Raw genomic sequence first — 19544 nt, 5'->3', positions numbered from 1 at the left:
CGTTCCCGCATTTCTGGCCCGATCATGAGTGACGCATCTTACCGTGACGCGATCTTTTCGACACCCCTCGACCGGGTGGCACGCTTCTCCTTCGACGAGCGGGTAGTCGCCTGCTTTCCCGACATGATCCGTCGCTCGGTGCCGGGCTACGGGCAGATACTGGGAATGCTGGGGCTGATCGCCCGCCGCCACCTGCGTCACGGCGCCCGGGTCTACGATCTGGGCTGCTCGCTGGGCGCCGGCGGCCTGGCCCTGGCCGGCCAGCTCGCCCCGGACGCCTTTCGCTACACCGGTGTGGACCTCTCGCCGGCCATGGTGGCCCGAGCCCGGGAGACCCTAACCGCCGAGTGCCCCGAGCATGCCATGGAAGTGCTCGAAGGCGACATCCGGCGCCTCGATTACCAGCCGGCCGGCATGATCGTGCTCAACTTCACCCTGCAGTTCCTGCCTCCGGAGGACCGCGAGGCGCTGATGACCCGGCTCTTCGAGGCGCTGGAGCCCGGCGGCGTGCTGGTGCTCTCGGAGAAGATCCAGGCCTGCGACGAACAGGAGAACGCCTGGCTGGTAGAGCGCTACCACGACTTCAAGCGCGCCAACGGCTACAGCGACCTGGAGATCAGCCAGAAGCGCACGGCGCTGGAGAACGTGCTGGTCCCCGACACCCTGGACGCGCACCATGCCCGCCTGGCCAGGGCCGGCTTCTCGCGCAGCCATACCTGGTTCCAGCTGCTCAACTTCGCCTCCGTCGTGGCGTTCAAGGACGGGGCGTTCAAGAACGAGGCCTTCAAGGACACCGCTTCCCCCACGTCACAGGAGACCTGAGGGTGCCGATACCCGCCGAACATCGCGACCTCTACCAGGCCTTCCTCGACCAGGGCCTCGACACCTGGCTGGCCCGGCTACCCGAGCAGCTCGCCCGCGGGCTAGACCGCAAGCGCTACGGCGACCTGCCCGCCTGGGAGAAGGCGGTAGCCAAGCTGCCGGTGCTTCCCGAGGAGCGCGAGGTGCGTCTGGATGCCGATACCATCACGGTGGAATGCGACCTCCCAGACAGCCGGCGCCGCCAGTGCGAGAACTTGCTCAGCAAGCTCACCCCCTGGCGCAAGGGGCCGTTCGAACTCGCCGGTATTCATATCGACACCGAGTGGCGTTCCGACTGGAAGTGGCAGCGTGTCGCCCCCCACCTGGCACCGCTGGCCGACCGCCGCATGCTCGATGTGGGCGGCGGCAGCGGCTACCACGCCTGGCGCATGGCGGGGGCAGGAGCGGCCTTCGTGCTGGTGATCGATCCCTCGCCGCGTTTCTTCTGGCAGTTCCGCGCGGTACGCCACTTCGTCGGCGACGCCGATGGCCATCGCACCCACTTCCTGCCGGTGGGCATCGAGGACGTCCCCGAGGAGCTCGGCTTCTTCGATACGGTGTTCTCCATGGGAGTGCTCTACCACCGACCCTCGCCGCTGGAGCACCTGCTGCAGCTCCGCGGCGCCCTGCGTCCGGGTGGCGAGCTGGTACTGGAGACCCTGGTCGTCGAGGGTGACGCCACCACGGTGCTCTTACCAGGCGAGCGCTACGCCGCCATGCCCAACGTCTACTTCCTGCCCTCCTCCACCGCCCTCTGCCAATGGCTCGAGCGCTGTGGCTTCATCAACGTGAGGGTGGTGGATGAGGCGGCAACCACCACGGATGAGCAGCGCGCCACCGAGTGGATGACCTTCCAGTCCTTGGCCGACTTCCTGGACCCCGGCGACCCGTCTCTGACCCGGGAAGGCTACCCCGCCCCGCGCCGCGCAGTAGTCATCGCCAATCGGCCCGGATAGCGCCGGGAGCTTGCAGCGGCCATTAGGGTTGGGTTGGAAGATATGGCAGACTCACCATTCCCTTCCCTCAAGCAAGGAGAGCCTACATGGGTGTACTCGCATGGATTCTGTTCGGCCTGATCGCCGGCGTCCTGGCCAAGTGGATCATGCCCGGCAAGGACCCGGGCGGCATCATCGTCACCATCCTGATCGGTATCGGCGGCGCCTTCGTGGGCGGCTGGCTGGGTTCCATGGTCGGCATGGGCAGCATGGGCGACTTCAGCCTGGGCAGCTTCATCACCGCCATCATCGGTGCCCTGGTGCTGCTGGGCGGCTACCGCATGCTCAGGAAGTGATGCGTCCGTCGTCGCTTCAGGCAGATACGCAGAAGCCGCTCCTCGGAGCGGCTTCTGCGTTTTGGAATGGACCGCATCACATCATGAAGGCCACCGGCGGACTGGCTCAACGCCGCAGGATCACCAGCCAGCGGCCCAGGTTGAGGATGCTGGACAGCGACGCCGCCACATAGGTGAAGGCACAGGCGGTCAGCACATGGCGGGCGCCGGCCATGTCGCCAGGCGGGATGTACTCCTTGAGCAGCGGCAAGGCGCGCTGGAAGCTGGCGTCGAACTCGACCGGCAGAGTCACCAGATGCACCAGTGCCGCGGTGCCGAAGCTGATCACCGCCGCGACGACCACGATGGCGAGGCCGCCGGGCAGGCGGGTGAGCAGGAACAGGAAGGGGGCGGCCATCATCAGCAGCGCGCCGAGCTTCTCGGCCTTCTGGGCCACAGCCACCAGCCGCGAACGCGCCAGCAGCGGCGCATAGCCCCGATGGTGCTGGATGGCGTGGCCCACCTCGTGGGCCGCCACCGTGACCGCGGTGAGCGAGCGGCCGCCATAGACGGACGGCGAGAGCCGCACACGGCGCGCCACGGGGTCGTAGTGATCACCCTGCTCGGTGGGCTCCACCTTGACCCCCTCGATGCCCAGCCGGCGCAGCAGGTGGTCAGCCAGCTCCGCGCCGGTGCCGGGGTAGTCGTCACGGCCACGGGCATGACGCTTGAGCACCCACTGGGCCCAGACGTTGGGCAGCAGGAACAGGGCCAGCAACAGGGCAAGGGCGAGAAAAATCATCAGGGGTTGGCTCCGGAGCGGCTATGTCGCTTTGGACACAGCCTACCAGAGCCGGTTTCCCCGGTGGCCACTGTCCGGTATCGCTCAAGGCTGTTCCGGCAACCGTGATTGAGTTGAGCCGCGGTATTGCTACTTCAGAAGCTCACGCAGGTCCTTCGTCTCCCAGTGGGGGAAGTACTTGCGCACCAGAGCGTTGAGCTCCAGTTCGAAGCCGGCCCAGTCCACCTCGGTGGCACTCGCCGACTCGCCCTCACCTTCCACGACGCTGCGGATCATCCCCGCCCCCACGGTGACGTTGGTCAACCGGTCGATGACGATGAAGCTGCCGGTGCCGGGGCTGCGCGCGTACTCATCCAGCGCCACCTCGGCGGTAAGCGCCACCCGGCAGCGGGCGATGGTATTGAGCTCGAGCCTCTCGGCGGGGTGATGCTCCAGGGTATTGACGTCCACCTGGTAGTCGATGGTGCTCACCTGCCCCGCCACCGAACGTCCCGCCAGGCGGATATCAACCTGACGACCTGGCGCGAGAGGCTCCTCGTGCATCCACACGATGTCCGCCTCGAAGGCGTGGGAGAGCGCCACCTCGGCACCATCGGCGACGATCCAGTCCCCCCGTGAGATATCGAGCTCATCGGCGAGGGTCACGGTGATCGCCTGACCGGGAAAGGCCTCCTCCAGGTCGCCCTCCCAGGTCACGATGCGCTCGACCATGGAACGCTTGCCCGACGGCAGCACCTTGACGGCCTGGCCGGGGCGCAGGAGTCCCGCCTCCAGGGTGCCGGCATAGCCGCGGAAGTCGAGGTCGGGGCGGTTGACGATCTGCACCGGCAGGCGCAGGTCGGTGAGGTTGCGGTCACGACTCACCTCCACCGTCTCCAGCAGCTCGAGCAGCGTCGGCCCCGGCTTGCCGTCGACGGAGTACCAGGGCATGCGCTCGCTCGGGTTGACCACGTTGTCGCCCTTGAGGGCCGAGATCGGCACGAAGCGGATGTCCCGGGCGGAGAGCTTCTCGGCGATCGCCTGGTACTCGGCGACGATCTCCTCGAAGCGCGCCTCGGAGTAGTCCACCAGGTCGAGCTTATTGACCGCCACGACCAGGTGCTGGATGCCCAGCAGGTCGGCAATGAAGCTGTGCCGGCGGGTCTGGGTCTGCACGCCGTGGCGGGCATCCACCAGGATGATGGCGAGGCTCGCATTGGAGGCGCCGGTGGCCATGTTGCGGGTGTACTGCTCGTGCCCCGGGGTGTCGGCGATGATGAACTTGCGTCGGTCGGTGGAGAAGAAGCGGTAGGCCACATCGATGGTGATGCCCTGCTCACGCTCGGATTGCAGGCCGTCGACCAGCAGCGCCAGGTCCACCTCCTCGCCGGTGGTGCCGCTCTTCTTCGAGGCCTGGGTGATCGCCGCGAGCTGATCGTCGAAGATCATCTTGGAGTCGTGGAGCAACCGGCCGATCAGGGTCGACTTGCCGTCATCGACGCTGCCGCAGGTGATGAAGCGCAGCAGGTCCTTGTTCTCGTGCTCGTGCAGGTACTGCTCGATATTGTCGGCAATAAGGCTCGATTGGTGTGACATCAGAAATAGCCCTCGCGCTTCTTCTTCTCCATGGAGCCGGCCTGGTCGTGGTCGATGGCGCGGCCGCTGCGCTCGCTGGTGCGGGTCAGCAGCATCTCCTGGATGATCTCGGGCAGGGAAGCAGCCGTCGACTCCACCGCCCCGGTGAGCGGGTAGCAGCCCAGGGTACGGAAGCGCACCCACTTCTCCTCGGGCACCTCGCCCTCGGCCAGCGGCAGACGCCCGTCATCGACCATGATCAACATGCCGTCACGCTCCACCACCGGTCGCGGCGCGGCGTGATAAAGGGGCACGATGGGAATGCCTTCGAGGTAGATGTACTGCCAGATGTCCAGCTCGGTCCAGTTGGAGAGCGGGAAGGCACGGATCGACTCGCCCTTGTTGACTCGGGCGTTGTAGAGGTTCCATAGCTCGGGGCGCTGGTTCTTGGGATCCCAGCGATGGAAACGGTCGCGGAAGGAGAACACCCTCTCCTTGGCGCGGCTCGCCTCCTCATCGCGACGCGCCCCGCCGAAGGCGGCGTCGAAGCCGTACTTGTCCAGGGCCTGCTTGAGCGCCTGGGTCTTCATCACATCGGTATAGCCGCTGGAGCCGTGATCGAATGGGTTGATGCCTGCGGCGCGCCCTTCCTCATTGGTGTGCACCAACAGCTCCATGCCCGCCTCTTTCGCCATGCGGTCACGGAAGGCAATCATCTCGCGAAACTTCCAGGTGGTATCCACGTGCAGCAGCGGGAACGGCGGTGGGCCGGGGTAGAAGGCCTTGCGCGCCAGGTGCAGCATCACCGCCGAGTCCTTGCCGATGGAGTAGAGCATCACCGGATTGGCGAACTCGGCGACCACCTCGCGGATGATATGGATCGACTCCGCCTCGAGCTGCTTGAGGTGGGTCAGCCGCCGCGGGTCGGGCGCGGCCGCGGTGGCACCTGTCTCGGGCGAAGCCGCACGCTGGGGGGCTTGAAGAAGGGTCATGGCCGGCTACCTCGCATGACGTGGCAAAGATGACGTGAAACATGTCGATGCCAAGCAGGGTAACGCCGCCCTATAATAACCCAAAAGAATTAATTTCTATCTTTTTATATCTTATTTATGGATATCGACCCGTTCTACCCGGGTGGCAAGGCCCACGCCGTCCAGGTCAACGACACGATAGCCGGGAAGCGCGACCGGGTCGACGGCAAAGGTCTCGCTGCCCGGCAGGAAGGGGTCGATGGTGGAGGGGCAGCCGTAGACCATGATCTCGCGCTCACCCGCTGCATGGCGGCCCACGAAGGCCTGGTGGATATGCCCGCAGAGGATCGCCTGCACCCCGGTAAAAGGTGCCAGGGTCTCCCAGAACGCCTCGGCATGCCGCAGGCCGATGTCATCCAGCCAGGCGGAGCCCACTTCCAGGGGTGGATGGTGCATGGCGATCAGCACCGGCCGCACCGGGTCCGCGGCGAGGCGCCGGGCCAGCGCCTCCAGGGCCGCCTCGCCGAGCTCGCCATGGGGCTTGCCGGGCAGGTGGGTATCGAGCAGCAGGATGCGCCAGTTGCCGAGTGTCAGCTCCGCCGGCAACGGCCGGGTGGCGGCCATGGGTTCGATCACGTCGTGATTGCCGGGCAGCCACTCCCAGGGGGCCTCGAGGGCGTCCAGGGTGCGCCTGGCCAGGGCGTAGGAGGCGGGGCTGTCGTCGTTACTGATGTCCCCGGTGACCAGCACCAGCTCCGGCCGCTCATGGTTGACGGCCGCCACCACCGCCTCCAGCTGGCGCAGCGGAAAACCGCGCCGGCCACGGGCCCGAGGGTCGGCACACAGGTGACAGTCGCTGATCTGGATCAGACGGGGCATGGCAGGACTCCGGGGGCATCAATGGCTCGGGGTGAATCCGGGGGGGCAGTTTCGCGGCGACGCTTCAGGGCAGCACTTCAGAGCAATATTTCAGGGCTGAGCTTCAGGGCTTCAGTCAGGGAAGCTCGGGCAGGTCCAGGGAGTGGCCGTGGGCCAGGCCGTGCTCAAGCCACTCGCCGAGGAAGCGGTTGAGCTGCAGCTTCTCGTCCGGCTGGTGCATCTGGGCATTGGGATAGCGGTAGCGACCGTGGAAGTGGCGCTGGCGCTGGAAGTCGGTCACCTCGGCCATGCGCACGTCGTGGTAGAGGTGCACCCGCATGCGTGGCGTCTCGAGGTAGTCGTCGAGGATGCCGCGCTGGGAGACGCGCACGATGCTGGTATAGGGCGCACGCTCCTGGAGCTTGAGGCACAACTCACCGACGCGGCGGCCATGGCTCACCAGTTCCACCTCACGGGTCTCGCCCGACTCCAGCTCGCCCATCAGGCGCACAAGCCGCAGGTAGTTGACGCTGCACTCGCCCTGCAGGCTCTTGAGGTCGGTCACATAGGCGTTTCTGTTCGGCACGCTACCTCCTCGCTCGCAATGAGGCCCGCTCGCCCGCCAGCCAGTGGAAGGCGATCAGACACATGGCATTGTCGAGTCGTCCAGCCTGCAGGAGTTCCCAGGCCCGCGCAAACGGCAGTACATGCACGCGGATATCCTCGTGCTCCGCGTCCAGGCCGTGCACCCCGCCGAGGCCGCGGCTGTCGACCAGGCCACAGAACAGCGTGACCCGCTCGTCGCAGGCGCCGGGGCTGGGATAGTAGGCATGCAGCTCGATCAGCTCGCCCACCTCACAGCCCGCCTCCTCGAGGGATTCCCGGCGTGCGACCTCGGCGACACTCTCGCCGCGCTCCACCAGGCCTGCCACCACCTCAAGCTTCCAGGGCGAAGCCGGGTCGTCCAGGGCACCGGGGCGGAACTGCTCCACCAGCACCACGGCGTCGCGCTCGGGATCGTAGAGCAGCACGCCCACGGCGTCGTGGCGGTGGTGCACCTCGCGCACCATGGGCTCACTCCAGCCGCCCTCGAACAGGCGGTGGCGCAGGTGCAGCTCCTCGAGACGAAAGAAGCCCTGGTGCAGGCAGTGCCGCTCCAGCAGTTCCACATCGGCGCGGGTGAAGGGCGCCGCCGGTGCCGGGCCGGGTACCTCTGGCGTGTCACTCATGGCGGTCTCCACTGGCGCAAAGACGCCCATTATCGTGACCCGAGGCGTGGATGCCAACCGCCGGCCTGGCGTCAGAGGCGTTGCTGCAGCGCAAGCGCCTCGTCGCGGAGTGCCTCGTCGGAGGCCTGGCGATCAGGGCGGGCCTCGCCCTCCACCGCCCGGCGGGCATGCTCCCGGGCCTCATCCAGGCGCCCCTCCTCCTCGAGGAAGGCAGCATAGTAGAAGTTGACGTCGATGCCGTCGGGGCGAATCGAAAGCGCCTCATCGAACATCTGCTCGGCGGTCTCGCTGTCACCGAAACCCATCAGCCCGCCCGGCACGCGATCGTAGAGGGCTCCCAGGGTGACGTAGGCGGAACCGTTATGGCCCTGGGGATCGAGCTCGACGGCCCGCTCCAGGGCCTTGCGGGCGCTCTTCGCGCTGGAGAGCGCCCCCAGGCCGCTGCGCTCGCGGGCCCATGACGCCTCGATGATGCCCTGCCACACCAGCGGCACCGCCGCCTCGGGGTGCTCGGCCACCAGCCGCTCGGCCTGGCCAGCGAGGGCCTTCAGGCCATCGCCGCGCTGGCCCTCGGGCTGCTCGGTAATCAGGCGTTCCCAGTGATTCTTCATGCCCTCCACGCGGGCCTCCCAGGCATGGGCAGCGGCCAGCGGCAGGACGGCGAGGCCGAGGCTCAGCCCCACGCCCATGGCGGTATTCAGCAGACGACGACGCGGCATATCGGATCTCCTTCGGGGTGTTGGTATTGTGCTCCCGCCCTGAAATGTAACGAACGTTTGAATGATTGGCCAGCGGCTTGGCCGCCTGGCCGCCATGGCGTATGTTCGCCGCCATAGCCCGGATCAAGAGGAAGAGCATGAAAGGCCGCAACATGACCCGCTGGCGCGATCCGGCCAAGGACCCGCGCCAGGAACCCAAGAGCAACCTGATCACCGCCGAGGGGGCCGAGCGGCTGCGCGGCATCCTCGACCATCTCTCGCGGGTGAAGCGTCCCGCCCTCTCCGCCAAGGTGGGCGAGGCGGCGGCCCTGGGCGACCGCAGCGAGAACGCCGATTACACCTACAACAAGAAGGAGCTGAACCGGGTGATCGCCCGGATACGCTACCTGACCAAACGCCTCGACGAGCTGACGGTGGTGGACCGGTTGCCGGCGGATACCGGAAAAGTCTACTTCGGCGCCTTCGTCACCCTGGAGGATGAGGAAGGCGAGGAGATGAAGGTACGCATCGTCGGCCACGACGAGATCGCCCCGGACAAGCGCTGGATCAGCGTCGATTCCCCCCTGGCCAAGGCGCTGCTTGGTAAGCCTCTCGACGAGGAGGTGACGGTGGCCGCCCCAGGCGGGGAGACCACCTACGTGATCACCGAGATCGACTATCGCAATCCGGGGAAATAGGCTGGTTGAAGAGCACCGTAGTGATATCGAGAGGGCCTGGAATGAGTATTTCCGCCAAGACCGTCAGCTTTGATGACTACACCATGTGGGTCGAACTCAACGACGGCCGGACGCTGGGCATTCCGCTGGCCTGGTTCCCGCGCCTGCTGCATGCCAGTCCTGCCGAACGCGACGCATGTCGTATCAGCTATTCGGGCAAGGGCCTGCATTGGGATGATCTCGATGAGGATATCTCCGTTGAAGGCCTGCTTGCCGGACGCGGTGACATCACGCAGCATCACGACCACGTCGCCTGATCAGCGCCTGACCGCCCGGTAGACCCGGAAGCGGCGGTCGTCGGCGAGGATCTCGAAGCCGCCGAAGGCGCGTTCGAGCAGGTCGGGATAGGGCAGGAAGGCGTTGGCGACGATGACCAGCGCACCACCGGGCTGCAGGTGCGCAGGGGCATCAAGGATCAACCGTGCCGCCGGCCCGTAGTCGATGGCCCTCTCCTGGTGGAACGGCGGATTGCTGACGATGGCATCGAAGACCCGGCCATCCAGCGCCGAGTAGACATCACTCTCCAGCGTTTCTCCAGACAAGGCCTCGCCGGCGAGTTGGTTAGCCGCCAGGCTGCGCCGGGTCGCCTCCACCGCGAAGGCGTTGACATCCACCGCGGTGACTCCTGCCCCCTGACGCGCCAGCCAGGCGGCCAGGATGCCGTCGCCGCAGCCCAGATCGAGGACATCGCCCGCAAGACCAATGGGCGCACTCCCCTCTCCCGACAGGGTCTCAATCAGCAGCCGGGTGCCGTCATCCAGCTTGCCGTGGCCGAATACCCCGGGATGGCTGGTCAGGGTCAGCCGCTCGCTGCCCAGCTCGGCATCGAAGGTGGTCCAGGCGGCATCGGGGTCGATGCCGACACGCCCGAGGCGGGTCTCGAACAGCGAGCAGCGCCGCGCGCTGTCGAGCTTGCGACAGCCCAGCCCGAGTGCCGCCAGCACCTTGAGCACCCGCCTGATGCCGCCCTGGCTCTCACCCACCAGCTGCAGCGGCGTGCCCTCGGGTAGCGTGGCGCACAGCCACAGCAGCCACCACTCGCCCAGGGCATGGCTCTTGGGCCAGAACAGCACCGCCCCGGCCGGCGTACCCACATCACCTGCGGATCCCGCCGCAAAGGGCGAGAGCGCCGAGCGCCCGGCGGCCTGCCAGGCCTCGCGCACCGCCAGGTCGGCACTGATCGCCGTGCCCTGCCCCGTCTCGAGCCAGGCATCCCGGGGCGGCGCCACCCACCACCAGCCGCGATAGTCGGCGGCCTGGCGCTCCAGCAGCTGGCAGACCGGATTCTCGGCACGAACCGTCTCGGCACTCATCTCGGGGACTCCTCGGTGGAAGAAGGCGATGCGCCGGGGCGCACCAGGGTATAGAGCAGGTAACGCCCCAGCCGCCAGTGGGGCTCGACCCGGCAGTAGCGCCACTCGAGCTCGAACAGCCGCTGTCGGTCGGCGTCACTTTCCGGGGGCTTGCGCAGGTAGTCGTGGAACACCCGCACTCCCGCCACGCTGCGCACTTCCAGGCCCAGTTCTTCGCTCCAGGCCATGAGCTGGGCGTGGGTCAGCGGCGAGACCGGCGTCAGCCGCCGGCGCAGCCCCTTGCCCTCCAGGCGGTCATCCAGGGCCTTCTCCAGATTGCCCTTCACCACATTGGAGAAGCGCAGGGCATCACGATTGAAGACCATCAGCGAGAGCTGCCCGCCCGGGGCCAACAGGCCCGCCAGGGTGGCCAGCGCTCCCCGCGGGTCGCCCAGCCACTCCAGCACCGCATGGCAGGCGATCAGAGACCAGGGCCCGGCGGCACGTTCGGGCAGCGCCTGCAGCGGCGCCTGCAGGAAGGTGACCTCGCGCTCCACCGATGCTTCCAGGAGCGCCTCGCGGGCCCGCTCCAGCATCTCGGCGGAGGGCTCGGCCAGGGTCACCGGGTGGCCGCGCCCGGCGAACCACGCCGCCAGCTGACCCAGGCCCCCACCCACGTCGAGCAGCGGCTGGCCACGGAGGTCGAGCATCTCCGGCAACAGGCGGTCGAGCAGCGCCAGGCGCAGCTCGCCACGCACGCCACCGTAGAGGCTGGCGGCGAACTTGTCGGCCAGGCCATCGAAGTGGCGATCACCATGGACGGAGAGCGGAGATGCGGGAGTGGTCATGGGGCTACCTTGAACAGAGATGCCGGCATTCTACCCGCAAGCCGCGCCGGTCTCATGCCCGTGACGCCGGCTTCACCAAACAGGGCCGCGTGATAAAGTCGCCGGCTAATAGTTTCAACCTTCAGTATTCAACCCTCACTGTTCACCACACCACGAGGACCGCCCATGCCTCTCTCACGCTGGCTCTCAGGCCAGGGCTTCGATCTCGAGCGGCTGCGCTTTTCCCTGCGCACGGCCCTGGCTGCCTGCCTGGCCCTGAGCGTGGCCTGGGCGATCGGCCTGGAGCATCCCCAGTGGTCGGCGATGACCGTATGGGCCGCCTCCCAGCCGGTGCGTGAGCTGCTGGTCGAGAAGAGCCTCTACCGTGCCCTGGGCACTCTGGTGGGCACCGCGGTGGGCCTGCTTCTGCTGCTCGCCACCGGCGACAGCCTGCTCTGGCTGGTGATCGGCCTGGCGCTCTGGGTCGGCCTGTGCGCCGGCATCGGCAACGCCCTGCACAGCATGATCGCCTACGCCACCCTGCTGTCGGGGTACTCCGCCTCCATGGTCGCCCTGCTCGGCACCGCCTCCGGCATGAACACTCTTGCGCTGGGTGCCGACCGCCTGCTGACCGTGCTGGTCGGCGTGATCATGGCGCTGGTGGTAGGGCTCGCGCTCACGCCACGCGCCTCACGCAGCGCGCTCGAGGAGCGCGGCCGGCGCAGCACCGCACGGGTCCTCCACCTGCTGGCCCAACGGCTGGGCCCGCAACCACGCGGCACCCGCCTGGCTCCCAACGAGCTGCTCTCCGATATCGCCATCCTCGAGGCTGGGCTGGAGCCCAGCGCCGCCGGTTCGCGGCGTGCACGCCATTCGGCGCGCTCCCAGCGGGCGATTCTCGCCGCCCTGACGGCAGCGTTGCTGTGGATTCGCCGTCGCGAGCATGGCCAGCGCCAGGCCGCCGCCCATGAGGCCGTGGCGGAGGCGGCACTCGCCATGGATAACGCCGAGCCTCTGCCCACGGTGGCGGCGCACCTGAACCGGGCCAGCCAGCTGGCCGAAGCGGAGGACCCGGCCCTGGGCGAGGTACTGGGAAGGCTGGCCGCCACCCTGACCCAGCGCCAGCAGTTCCGCGATACCGGCCGCACCGACCGCGACGCGAGTCGCCGCCAGGTAACCAGGCACCGTGACTGGATCCACGCCCGCCATGCGATGCTGCGCACCACCGGCGTGCTGCTGGTGATCGGCCTGGCCTGGGTGGCCACCGGCTGGTCCGCCGGTGCCTACGTGATGCTGGGTACCTCGGTGATGGTGACCCTGTTCTCCACCTTCGAGAACCCCGCCTGGATCATGCGCCGCATCCTGGCCTGGCAGGCGGTCGGTGCGCTGCTCGCGGTGGCCCTGCGCTGGCTGGCCTGGCCTTTGGCCAGCGCCGAATGGCAACTAATCGCCATGCTGCTGCCGCTGATTCTGGTCACGGTGGTGCCCTTCTCCCACCGCCGCACTCAGAACGGCTCCATGGACTACGTGATGATCCTGCTGCTGCTGTCGCAGCCGAGCCTGCCGCTCACCGGCACCTTCTCTCACTCCCTGGCCCTGGCCCTGGCCGTGGTGGCCGGCCCGTTGCTGGCGCTGATCGCCTTCCGCCTGATCTTTCCCACCAATGCCCGGCGCCGCCAACGCCACCTCGAGGCGATGATGCTGCACGAGCTGGAGACCCTCGCCTCCCGCGGCGACAGCCAGCGCGAAGCGCTATGGCAGGCACGCCTCTACCATCGGGTAATGCGCCTGGTGCACTGGGCCCACCTGCAGGGCGAGGCGACCCACCGGGTGGTCGACGCCAGCCTGGCGGCCCTGACCCTGGGCGAGACCCTCGAGGCGCTGCGTCACTATAATCAGGGGCAGGGCCAGAATCAGGCCGACCCGGGCACCCGGCGCCGCCTGGAGGCCAGCCTGCGCCGTGTCGCCCGGCTGCGCCAGGCCCCGTTGGAAGCCGCCGCGGCCCTGGAGCGTCTGGCGCGCACCCTGGCACGCCGCCAGCAGGTCGAGTTGGCCCGCCAGGCCAGGCACTCGGCCACGCTGCTGCGCGAGAACCGCGCCTTCTTCCAGGGTGAGACCTGAATCGCGCCCTGCCTCGAATCAGTCACCGCTGACCAAGAACGGCCTGTACCGCCCCAACGCAAGCGCCGCCAGCGATGGCTGGCGGCGCTATATATCGCCTGTTCAACAGGCTGAACGACAATGCCTCTAGAAGGCGTAGTCCACGGCCAGCCAGACACTGCGTCCCGGCTCGTTCAGCGGCAGCTCCTCGCTCTCCGGATCGCTGCTGAGGAAGGGGTCGCTGCTGGAGCGATTACGGTTCAGGAAGTCGCTGTAGGTCTTGTCCAGCAGGTTGCTGACGCCGGTGCGCAGGGTCAGCGCCTGCCACTGCCAGGCGGCCTCGGCATCCAGCACCACATAGCCGGAGGTGGCGACTTCATCCGGGCCCAGGCGGTCCTGGTCGTCGGAGAAGCGCGCGGTCAGGCCCGCCTCCCAGGCATCGGCCACGTAGAACTGGGAGAGCTGGCCACGCAGCGGGGCGATATCCGACAGCGCGCCACCGTCATCGAGGTTGTCACCCCGCACCCAGCTCAGCTGGCCACGGGTCTCCCAGTTATGGGCCCAGCGCAGGTCGCCGGTGAGTTCCAGGCCGTAGAGGGTAGCGTCGATATTGCGATAGGTGCTGACCCCATCGGCATTCGCTGACCGGAAGATGTAGTCGTCGACTCGGTCGGCGAAGGCCACCACCTCGAAGCCAGCCATATCCAGGCGGCGCTCGAAGCCCAGATCCAGCTGGTGGTGCACCTCAGGATCCAGCTCCGGATTGCCGACCCAGTCGTTCTTGGCGAAGTAGCGCTCGGTGGCGTCGGCATCGCGTTCGGCGCGGCTCACGCTGGCGAAGACGCTGTCGGACTCGTTGAGGCGCTGCTCGCCACGCAGGAAGGCCCCCACCAACCAGGCATCATGGTCCAGGTCGCGTTCGACGCCGTAGACATTGCGGTAGAGATCGGCAGCCACCACGCCGCTGTCACTGGGCTGATAGGCCGCATCGGCACTGGCCTCGGAGTAGTCGAGGCGCAGGCCGCCGCTGACGATGGTGCGCTCGCCCAGGTAGTGATCCAGCTCGGCGAAGGCGCCGGCCTGGCGGGTGGTCACATCCGGCCAGGAGAGGAAGGCCACCATATCCTTGGAGTCATTGATGATCTCGGCATTGCGCTCGTTCTGCAGCACATTGACCCCGTAGCGCAGGTCGCTGTCGGCCAGCTGCTGCGTGAACATGCTCTTCCAGGTGAAGGTGTCGGACTCGGTGGGCGAGCGCATCTTCATCATCGGCTCGGCACGCAGCGAGTAGTTGTCCATGACATGGTCGATGGTGGTGTACTGAAGCCGATTCTCCATGCTCAGGGTATCGGAGAAGGCATGGTCGAGGCGCAGGCGCACGGTGTCGTTATCGCTCTCGGGGGAGTCCATGCCGGCGCCGGCAAACTTGACGTCGCGCTCGCGCACCGCCTCATAGCCCAGGGCCAGTTCGGTATTCTCGCTGGGCGTCAGCCCCAGGGTAATGCCGCCGCTGGTGGTCTCAAAGCCGCTGTGGATGCGCTGTCCGTCGCCATCCTCGTAGTCGCTGGCGTTCTGGTGCTCGCCGAACACCTGCAGGTAGCCCTGCTGGTTGCCGGCCTCCAGGTTGGCATACAGGCCGACACGCTCACCATTGTCGTCGTAGCTGGCACCCACGCTGCCCTGCTGGCCGACCGCATCACCCTCAAACTCCGGTGCACTGCGCTCGAACAGTACGGTACCGCCACTGCCCCCGGCACCATGCTGCAGGGTGGTCACCCCCTTGCTGACCGTCACGCGATCGATGCTGTGCAGCGGCGCATAGGCGGTGGGCGGATCCATGCGGTTGGGACAGCCACCGAACACATAGCCCCCGTCGATCAGGACATTCAGGGCGTTACCCTGCTGGCCGCGGATCACCGGGTCGAGGCCATGGCCACCCATGCGAATGCCTTCTACGCCATTCAGGCGCCGCAGCCATTCACCGGCATCGGCCGCCGGCGCGGGTGAGGATTTGGGCGAGAGCGACAGTTCCCCGGGCACCTGTTGGGTGCCTTCCACCACGATGGTGGAGAGGGTATCGGTGCCCTGTGCCTGGGCAAGCGAGCCCCAGGCCGCGGCAGCAACAAGGGCCACCAGTGGCAGGCGGCGTGGCATTTGGCTAGTGATGGATCCCGTGCTCATCTTCTTTTAGGTGTGTGTATAAGCGGCGGGAATATTAAATGCATGTTATGTGATGAGATATGGGGCACGTTGCCGCAGCGATGTGCGAACCGTGAACTGACAGCTGTCACACCAGAGCTATCGCAGTTACCGATAGGCTGATAGCGAAAGGCGCCGGGGGCAGGTCGGAGAGGGGGTCCGAGGACCAGGGGTGAGGAGCATTGCTCCGAACGGGCTGGCCAAGGATGGCCAGCACCGGACCTGCAAGCGGAGCGGGACACGAGAGCGCAGCAGGGCCGAGGTAGCCTACAAGGAAGTACTCGTAGCGCCCCCTCGACGGCCTGTCGTCGGAACAGCCTTGAGCGGTGCTGGCATCTGGGATAACCCTATGACAGCGGCACCACGGTTCCCCTCGGCGGCGCATTTCCCTATAATGCGCCGCGTGTTGCCCCCTTAGCTCAGCTGGATAGAGCGTCCCCCTCCTAAGGGGAAGGTCTCAGGTTCGAATCCTGAAGGGGGCGCCACCCCGCCCTGCTCCACCGGCATGTCACCCGAGACTCATCTCCTCGGCCATCACCACCCGGTTACGCCCCAGCCGCTTGGCCCGATAGCTGGCCTGATCGGCACGCTCCATCAGCGCCTCCGGCGACTCCTCCTCTGCCGTCAACATGGCCACTCCCACGCTGGCCGACACCGAGAACCGCTCCCCTTCATGCTCGACTACCAGCCCTGCCAGCGACTCACGAACTCGCTCGGCGACGCGCAGAACCGCCTCTTTCGGTGTCGGCGCCAGCAGCACCGCGAACTCGTCGCCGCCCAGGCGGGCCAGATGATCCTCCTCGCGAATGACCTCGCCCAGCACTCGGGCCACCTGCTGCAGCAGAGCATCGCCGACGGCGTGGCCGGCCCGATCGTTGACCCTCTTGAAGTGATCCAGATCGAGCATCAGCAGCGCCCGAGGCGTCTCCGGCTCTTCGGGAAGGTGACAGACATCGCCCAGTCGACGCAGGAAGCCGCGGCGATTCAGGCAGCCGGTCAGGGGATCATGCTCGGCCTCCCAGCGGTGACGGCGCTCACGCTCATGGTGCTCGGTGACATCACGAACCAGACCGACAAAGCCCAGTGACTGTTGACCCTGCACGACCCGGCTGGCCTGGACATCGAGCCGCCGCCAGTCCCCCGCCGGACCACGAAGGCGGTAGTACTGCTGCAAGGCCGAGCCCTGACTCAGCGCCTCGCGCCAGCCGGCCAGGAAGCCGGCACGATCCTCGGGGTGTATGCGTCGCAGCCAGGCCAACGGCCGATAGCTCGACAGCGAGACGCCGGTCAGGCGTTCCAGCGCGGGGTTGAGGTAGCTGACATGGCCCCGGGTATCGGCGATAAACATGCCCACCGGTGACGATGCCAGCACCGCTCGCAGGAAGGCCTCGCGCGCCTCCAGCGAGGCATGCACCGCGCGGCGCTGCCCCTCCAGGCGATTGAACGCCTCCTCCAGCTGACGCAGCTCCTGCATCCCGGTGGCCAGCTCCAGACGCTGCGACTCGCCACGCCCGATCCGGGCGATCTGGCGCTCCAGTCGGTGTAGCGGGCGCAGCCCAAGGCCCAGCAGCCACCACAGCAAAGGCAGCATCAGCAGCACCGTGCCGATCCCCACCCAGCGCAGCTCGACGGCATAGCGCCGCAGCGGCGCCTTTACCTGCTCCAGGGGCAGATAGACCCCCACCACCCAGTCGGCGGCCCAAACCTGGCGAAACGACGCCAGGGCCGGCTCGCCATCGAGGGTCAGCGTGGTGCCACCGCCCTGCCAGCCCAGCAGGGCCTGATCGAGCAGGGGGCGCTCTTCGAGATCCTCCAGCGGCAGCATCAGGCGCTCAGGGTCCGGGTGGCTGATCACCTGACCCTCGGCAGTCATCAGCAGCACATGGCCAGCCTCGCCCAGGTAACGTCCACGCAGGTTGAGATAGGCCTCGCCGTCGCGCAGTGCGGTGTTGCCGCCGAGAATGCCCAGGAACTCGCCCTGCTCACCAAGCAGCGGCTGCACCACCATCACCTGATCGATGGCGGTCTCGCCGCCGCGATAGGGCTCGGTGACCAGCGGGCGCCGAAAGGCCCTGACCTTCTTGAAATAGGGCCGCTCGGCAATGGTCGGCCCACCCTCGGCAAAGGGCGGCCAGTCGGCCACCGGCCTCCCCTCGGCATCGAACACCATCAGCCGGTCGAACATCGCCAGCAGCGGTTGCTGGCCGCGCAGCCGTTCGACCAGTTCGGGATCGTCGAGATCTATCTCCTGGGCCAGCCGCGCCAGCAGCGCCTGGCGCTCGGCCAGCTCCCGGGTCATCTGGTCGGCGACCAGGCGCGCCTCATACTCCAGATGCACCAGGTTCTCGTGCCGGGTCAGCTTGCCGCCGCTCAGGTGGCTGTAGCCCAGCAGCGCCGCCACCAGAGCCAGCCAGCCCAGGCCGATGCCGAGCAGCAGGCGGGTACGCAGGGAGAGAGGAAGAAGGATCGACAACGGGCGGCTCCAGGAGCGTCGTTCACTGGCGACATGATGCCACAGAGCCGAACCCCCTGAAGGTGAAACGGGCAACAGCGGTCAACGCTGGGGTCGAGGCCCAGAGACGAACGCTCGGGTGGAAACGCCGGATAGGAAAGTTCCTACAACTTTGGTCGCCTTGGGCATTCATGGCGTTGTCATCAACGCAGCGTATCGCTACTTTCACCTTGACGTTTACGTCAGCTGAGTTGCCAATCCGCAATATCGGCATGCATCGCAGGAACAACACAATAACGCCGCCCAGCGCGGCCACGATTCAAGGAACAAGGCACGTGACCCGATACAACAAGTTCAAGCAGGCATCAGTCTTTACCGCCTCCGCCCTGGCATTGGCTGTGGCCAGCGCCTCCCACGCTGTGGATTTCGAGGTCGGCGATACCAAGGCCAGCGTCTACGGCTATGCCAAGCTGGATATCATCTATGACGTGGATGCCGACCTTGGCAACTCCATTGGCCACAAGAACATCGCCCTGGATGGCAAAGAGAGCCAGGACGGCCACTTCAATATGCACGCCTACCAGAGCCGCATCGGCTTCCAGACCACCACCCCGGTCTCCGGCAGTGACCTGGTCACCCGCATCGAGGGTGACTTCTATGGGGATGGTGGCGGCTCCTTCCGGCTGCGTCACGCCTACGGTTCCTGGGGCGGCATCCTGGCCGGCCAGACCTGGACCAACTTCTACGGCTTTGTGGCCGGCACCCCGACCGTTGACTTCACCGGCCCGCCCGGGGTGGGCAACCAGGCGCGTCAGCCGCAGCTGCGCTATACCACCGGCAACTTCTCCATGGCCATCGAGGATCCGGATACCCTGGGTGGCTCCGAAGACACCATCAACGCCACTCAAGTCAGCGAAGATGTGGCCAAGAGCCAGCTGCCCGATGTGACCGCGCGCTATACCGATACCTCCGGCCCCTTCAAGTACTCCGCCTCCGCGGTGCTGCGTCATCTGGAATATGACGCCGACGCTGATACCACCGCCACCGTCGACGATGATTCCGCCTTTGGCTGGGGTATTGCCCTCGAAGGCGCCATGGATGTTACCGAGGCGCTGACTCTGCGTGCCGGCGTGACCCATGGCGACGGTATCGGCGGCTATATGAACGTCAGCCCGCAGACCTCCCCGGCCTACCTGGATACCAACGGCGATCTCGAGACCCTGGAGAGCACCGGCGGCACCATCGGCGCCAGCATCAAGGCCGGCCCGGGCGCCATCAACGCCTCTTATAATGTCTCCACCGTCGATCTAGATGACGCAAATAATACTGGCACTGATTCCAATGGCAACCCCATCGGGAATTACACCGACTCTGCCAATGACACCTTCGAAACCGCCTATCTAAACTATATCTGGTCGCCGGCCGAGCGCATCAAATATGGCATCGAGGCCAGCTGGTCCAGCCGCGAGACCAAGGGTGGTGAAGATGGCGATGCCGTGCGCATCCAGGGCATGGTGATGTACAGCTTCTAGGGCGCCTATCCATTGCGGCGCTTCGCTCGGCCTCGCCATGGCAGCTGACAGTACAAGCAGAATGCTTCGATCCTTTCGCCCCGGCCACTGGCCGGGGCTTTTTGCTGCTTCGGGCATCCTTTCTGCCACACGCATGATCCACAACATGGCGTTAATTAGAAC

General features: G+C 66.7%; 18 protein-coding genes and 1 tRNA gene. 8 read left to right on the top strand and 11 right to left on the bottom strand.

Features of this window, described 5'->3' with window-relative positions; genetic code table 11:
* The first annotated feature begins 24 nt into the window (after positions 1–24).
* The 3 genes from cmoA (at position 25) to GRB96_RS06870 (ending at position 2152) form a co-directional block, all read left to right on the top strand.
* Positions 25–822, top strand: a complete 798-nt coding sequence (gene cmoA, locus GRB96_RS06880; protein WP_161431445.1) for a carboxy-S-adenosyl-L-methionine synthase CmoA — start codon at positions 25–27, stop codon at positions 820–822.
* Between the two features lie 2 nt (positions 823–824).
* Positions 825–1817, top strand: a complete 993-nt coding sequence (gene cmoB, locus GRB96_RS06875) for a tRNA 5-methoxyuridine(34)/uridine 5-oxyacetic acid(34) synthase CmoB (protein WP_161431444.1) — start codon at positions 825–827, stop codon at positions 1815–1817.
* An 86-nt stretch (positions 1818–1903) separates the two neighbouring features.
* Positions 1904–2152, top strand: a complete 249-nt coding sequence (locus tag GRB96_RS06870; protein WP_161431443.1) for a GlsB/YeaQ/YmgE family stress response membrane protein — start codon at positions 1904–1906, stop codon at positions 2150–2152.
* Between the two features lie 106 nt (positions 2153–2258).
* Here GRB96_RS06870 and GRB96_RS06865 read toward each other — a convergent pair whose 3' ends face one another.
* The 7 genes from GRB96_RS06865 to GRB96_RS06835 form a co-directional block, all read right to left on the bottom strand.
* Positions 2259–2933, bottom strand: a complete 675-nt coding sequence (locus GRB96_RS06865; RefSeq protein WP_161431442.1) for a zinc metallopeptidase — start codon at positions 2931–2933, stop codon at positions 2259–2261.
* A gap of 129 nt (positions 2934–3062) precedes the next feature.
* Positions 3063–4508, bottom strand: a complete 1446-nt coding sequence (gene cysN, locus GRB96_RS06860) for a sulfate adenylyltransferase subunit CysN (RefSeq protein WP_161431441.1) — start codon at positions 4506–4508, stop codon at positions 3063–3065.
* Positions 4508–5479: a sulfate adenylyltransferase subunit CysD gene (cysD, locus tag GRB96_RS06855; protein ID WP_161431440.1), complete on the bottom strand. Its 972-nt coding sequence runs from the start codon at positions 5477–5479 to the stop codon at positions 4508–4510. Before cysD ends, cysN begins: the two co-directional genes overlap by 1 nt.
* Positions 5480–5590: 111 nt before the next feature.
* Positions 5591–6337: a phosphodiesterase gene (locus tag GRB96_RS06850; RefSeq protein WP_161431439.1), complete on the bottom strand. Its 747-nt coding sequence runs from the start codon at positions 6335–6337 to the stop codon at positions 5591–5593.
* Between the two features lie 115 nt (positions 6338–6452).
* On the bottom strand, positions 6453–6902 hold the full coding sequence (locus GRB96_RS06845; RefSeq protein WP_161431438.1) for a DUF1249 domain-containing protein: 450 nt from the start codon (positions 6900–6902) through the stop codon (positions 6453–6455).
* Between the two features lies 1 nt (position 6903).
* A complete protein-coding gene (locus tag GRB96_RS06840; RefSeq protein WP_161431437.1) occupies positions 6904–7545 on the bottom strand; it encodes an NUDIX domain-containing protein in 642 nt (213 codons plus the stop codon).
* A 71-nt stretch (positions 7546–7616) separates the two neighbouring features.
* Complete coding sequence (locus tag GRB96_RS06835) at positions 7617–8264, bottom strand: tetratricopeptide repeat protein (protein ID WP_161431436.1); 648 nt, start codon at positions 8262–8264, stop codon at positions 7617–7619.
* Between the two features lie 137 nt (positions 8265–8401).
* Here GRB96_RS06835 and greB point away from each other — a divergent pair, with 137 nt between their 5' ends.
* Positions 8402–8941, top strand: a complete 540-nt coding sequence (gene greB / locus GRB96_RS06830; RefSeq protein ID WP_161431435.1) for a transcription elongation factor GreB — start codon at positions 8402–8404, stop codon at positions 8939–8941.
* A 41-nt stretch (positions 8942–8982) separates the two neighbouring features.
* The gene (locus GRB96_RS06825) at positions 8983–9237 is read left to right on the top strand and encodes a DUF2442 domain-containing protein (RefSeq protein WP_161431434.1); all 255 of its coding nucleotides are present in this window, start codon (positions 8983–8985) and stop codon (positions 9235–9237) included.
* On the opposite strand, the gene GRB96_RS06820 is transcribed toward GRB96_RS06825, so the two are convergent.
* On the bottom strand, positions 9238–10293 hold the full coding sequence (locus tag GRB96_RS06820; protein WP_161431433.1) for a class I SAM-dependent methyltransferase: 1056 nt from the start codon (positions 10291–10293) through the stop codon (positions 9238–9240).
* On the bottom strand, positions 10290–11120 hold the full coding sequence (locus GRB96_RS06815) for a methyltransferase domain-containing protein (protein ID WP_161431432.1): 831 nt from the start codon (positions 11118–11120) through the stop codon (positions 10290–10292). The genes GRB96_RS06820 and GRB96_RS06815 overlap by 4 nt, the downstream gene beginning before the upstream one ends.
* 165 nt (positions 11121–11285) lie before the next feature.
* Between GRB96_RS06815 and GRB96_RS06810 the strand changes: the two genes are divergently transcribed.
* Positions 11286–13220 carry an FUSC family protein gene (locus GRB96_RS06810; RefSeq protein ID WP_161431431.1) on the top strand — a complete coding sequence of 645 codons (1935 nt, stop codon included), beginning with the start codon at positions 11286–11288 and terminating at the stop codon, positions 13218–13220.
* A 126-nt stretch (positions 13221–13346) separates the two neighbouring features.
* On the opposite strand, the gene GRB96_RS06805 is transcribed toward GRB96_RS06810, so the two are convergent.
* Positions 13347–15353 (bottom strand): TonB-dependent receptor domain-containing protein, encoded by a 2007-nt coding sequence (locus GRB96_RS06805; RefSeq protein ID WP_161431430.1) that lies wholly within the window; start codon positions 15351–15353, stop codon positions 13347–13349.
* A 453-nt stretch (positions 15354–15806) separates the two neighbouring features.
* Between GRB96_RS06805 and GRB96_RS06800 the strand changes: the two genes are divergently transcribed.
* Positions 15807–15883 (top strand) — tRNA-Arg (locus GRB96_RS06800).
* A gap of 23 nt (positions 15884–15906) precedes the next feature.
* Here GRB96_RS06800 and GRB96_RS06795 read toward each other — a convergent pair.
* Complete coding sequence (locus GRB96_RS06795; protein WP_161431429.1) at positions 15907–17871, bottom strand: sensor domain-containing diguanylate cyclase; 1965 nt, start codon at positions 17869–17871, stop codon at positions 15907–15909.
* Positions 17872–18185: 314 nt separating this feature from the next.
* Here GRB96_RS06795 and GRB96_RS06790 point away from each other — a divergent pair, with 314 nt between their 5' ends.
* Positions 18186–19382 carry a DcaP family trimeric outer membrane transporter gene (locus GRB96_RS06790; RefSeq protein WP_161431428.1) on the top strand — a complete coding sequence of 399 codons (1197 nt, stop codon included), beginning with the start codon at positions 18186–18188 and terminating at the stop codon, positions 19380–19382.
* Positions 19383–19544: the final 162 nt, after the last annotated feature.

The organism is Halomonas alimentaria (assembly GCF_009902005.1).
Taxonomy (GTDB): domain Bacteria; phylum Pseudomonadota; class Gammaproteobacteria; order Pseudomonadales; family Halomonadaceae; genus Halomonas; species Halomonas alimentaria.
The sequence above is the reverse complement of the archived record's forward strand: the minus strand, read 5'-3'. Positions and strand labels throughout refer to the sequence as shown.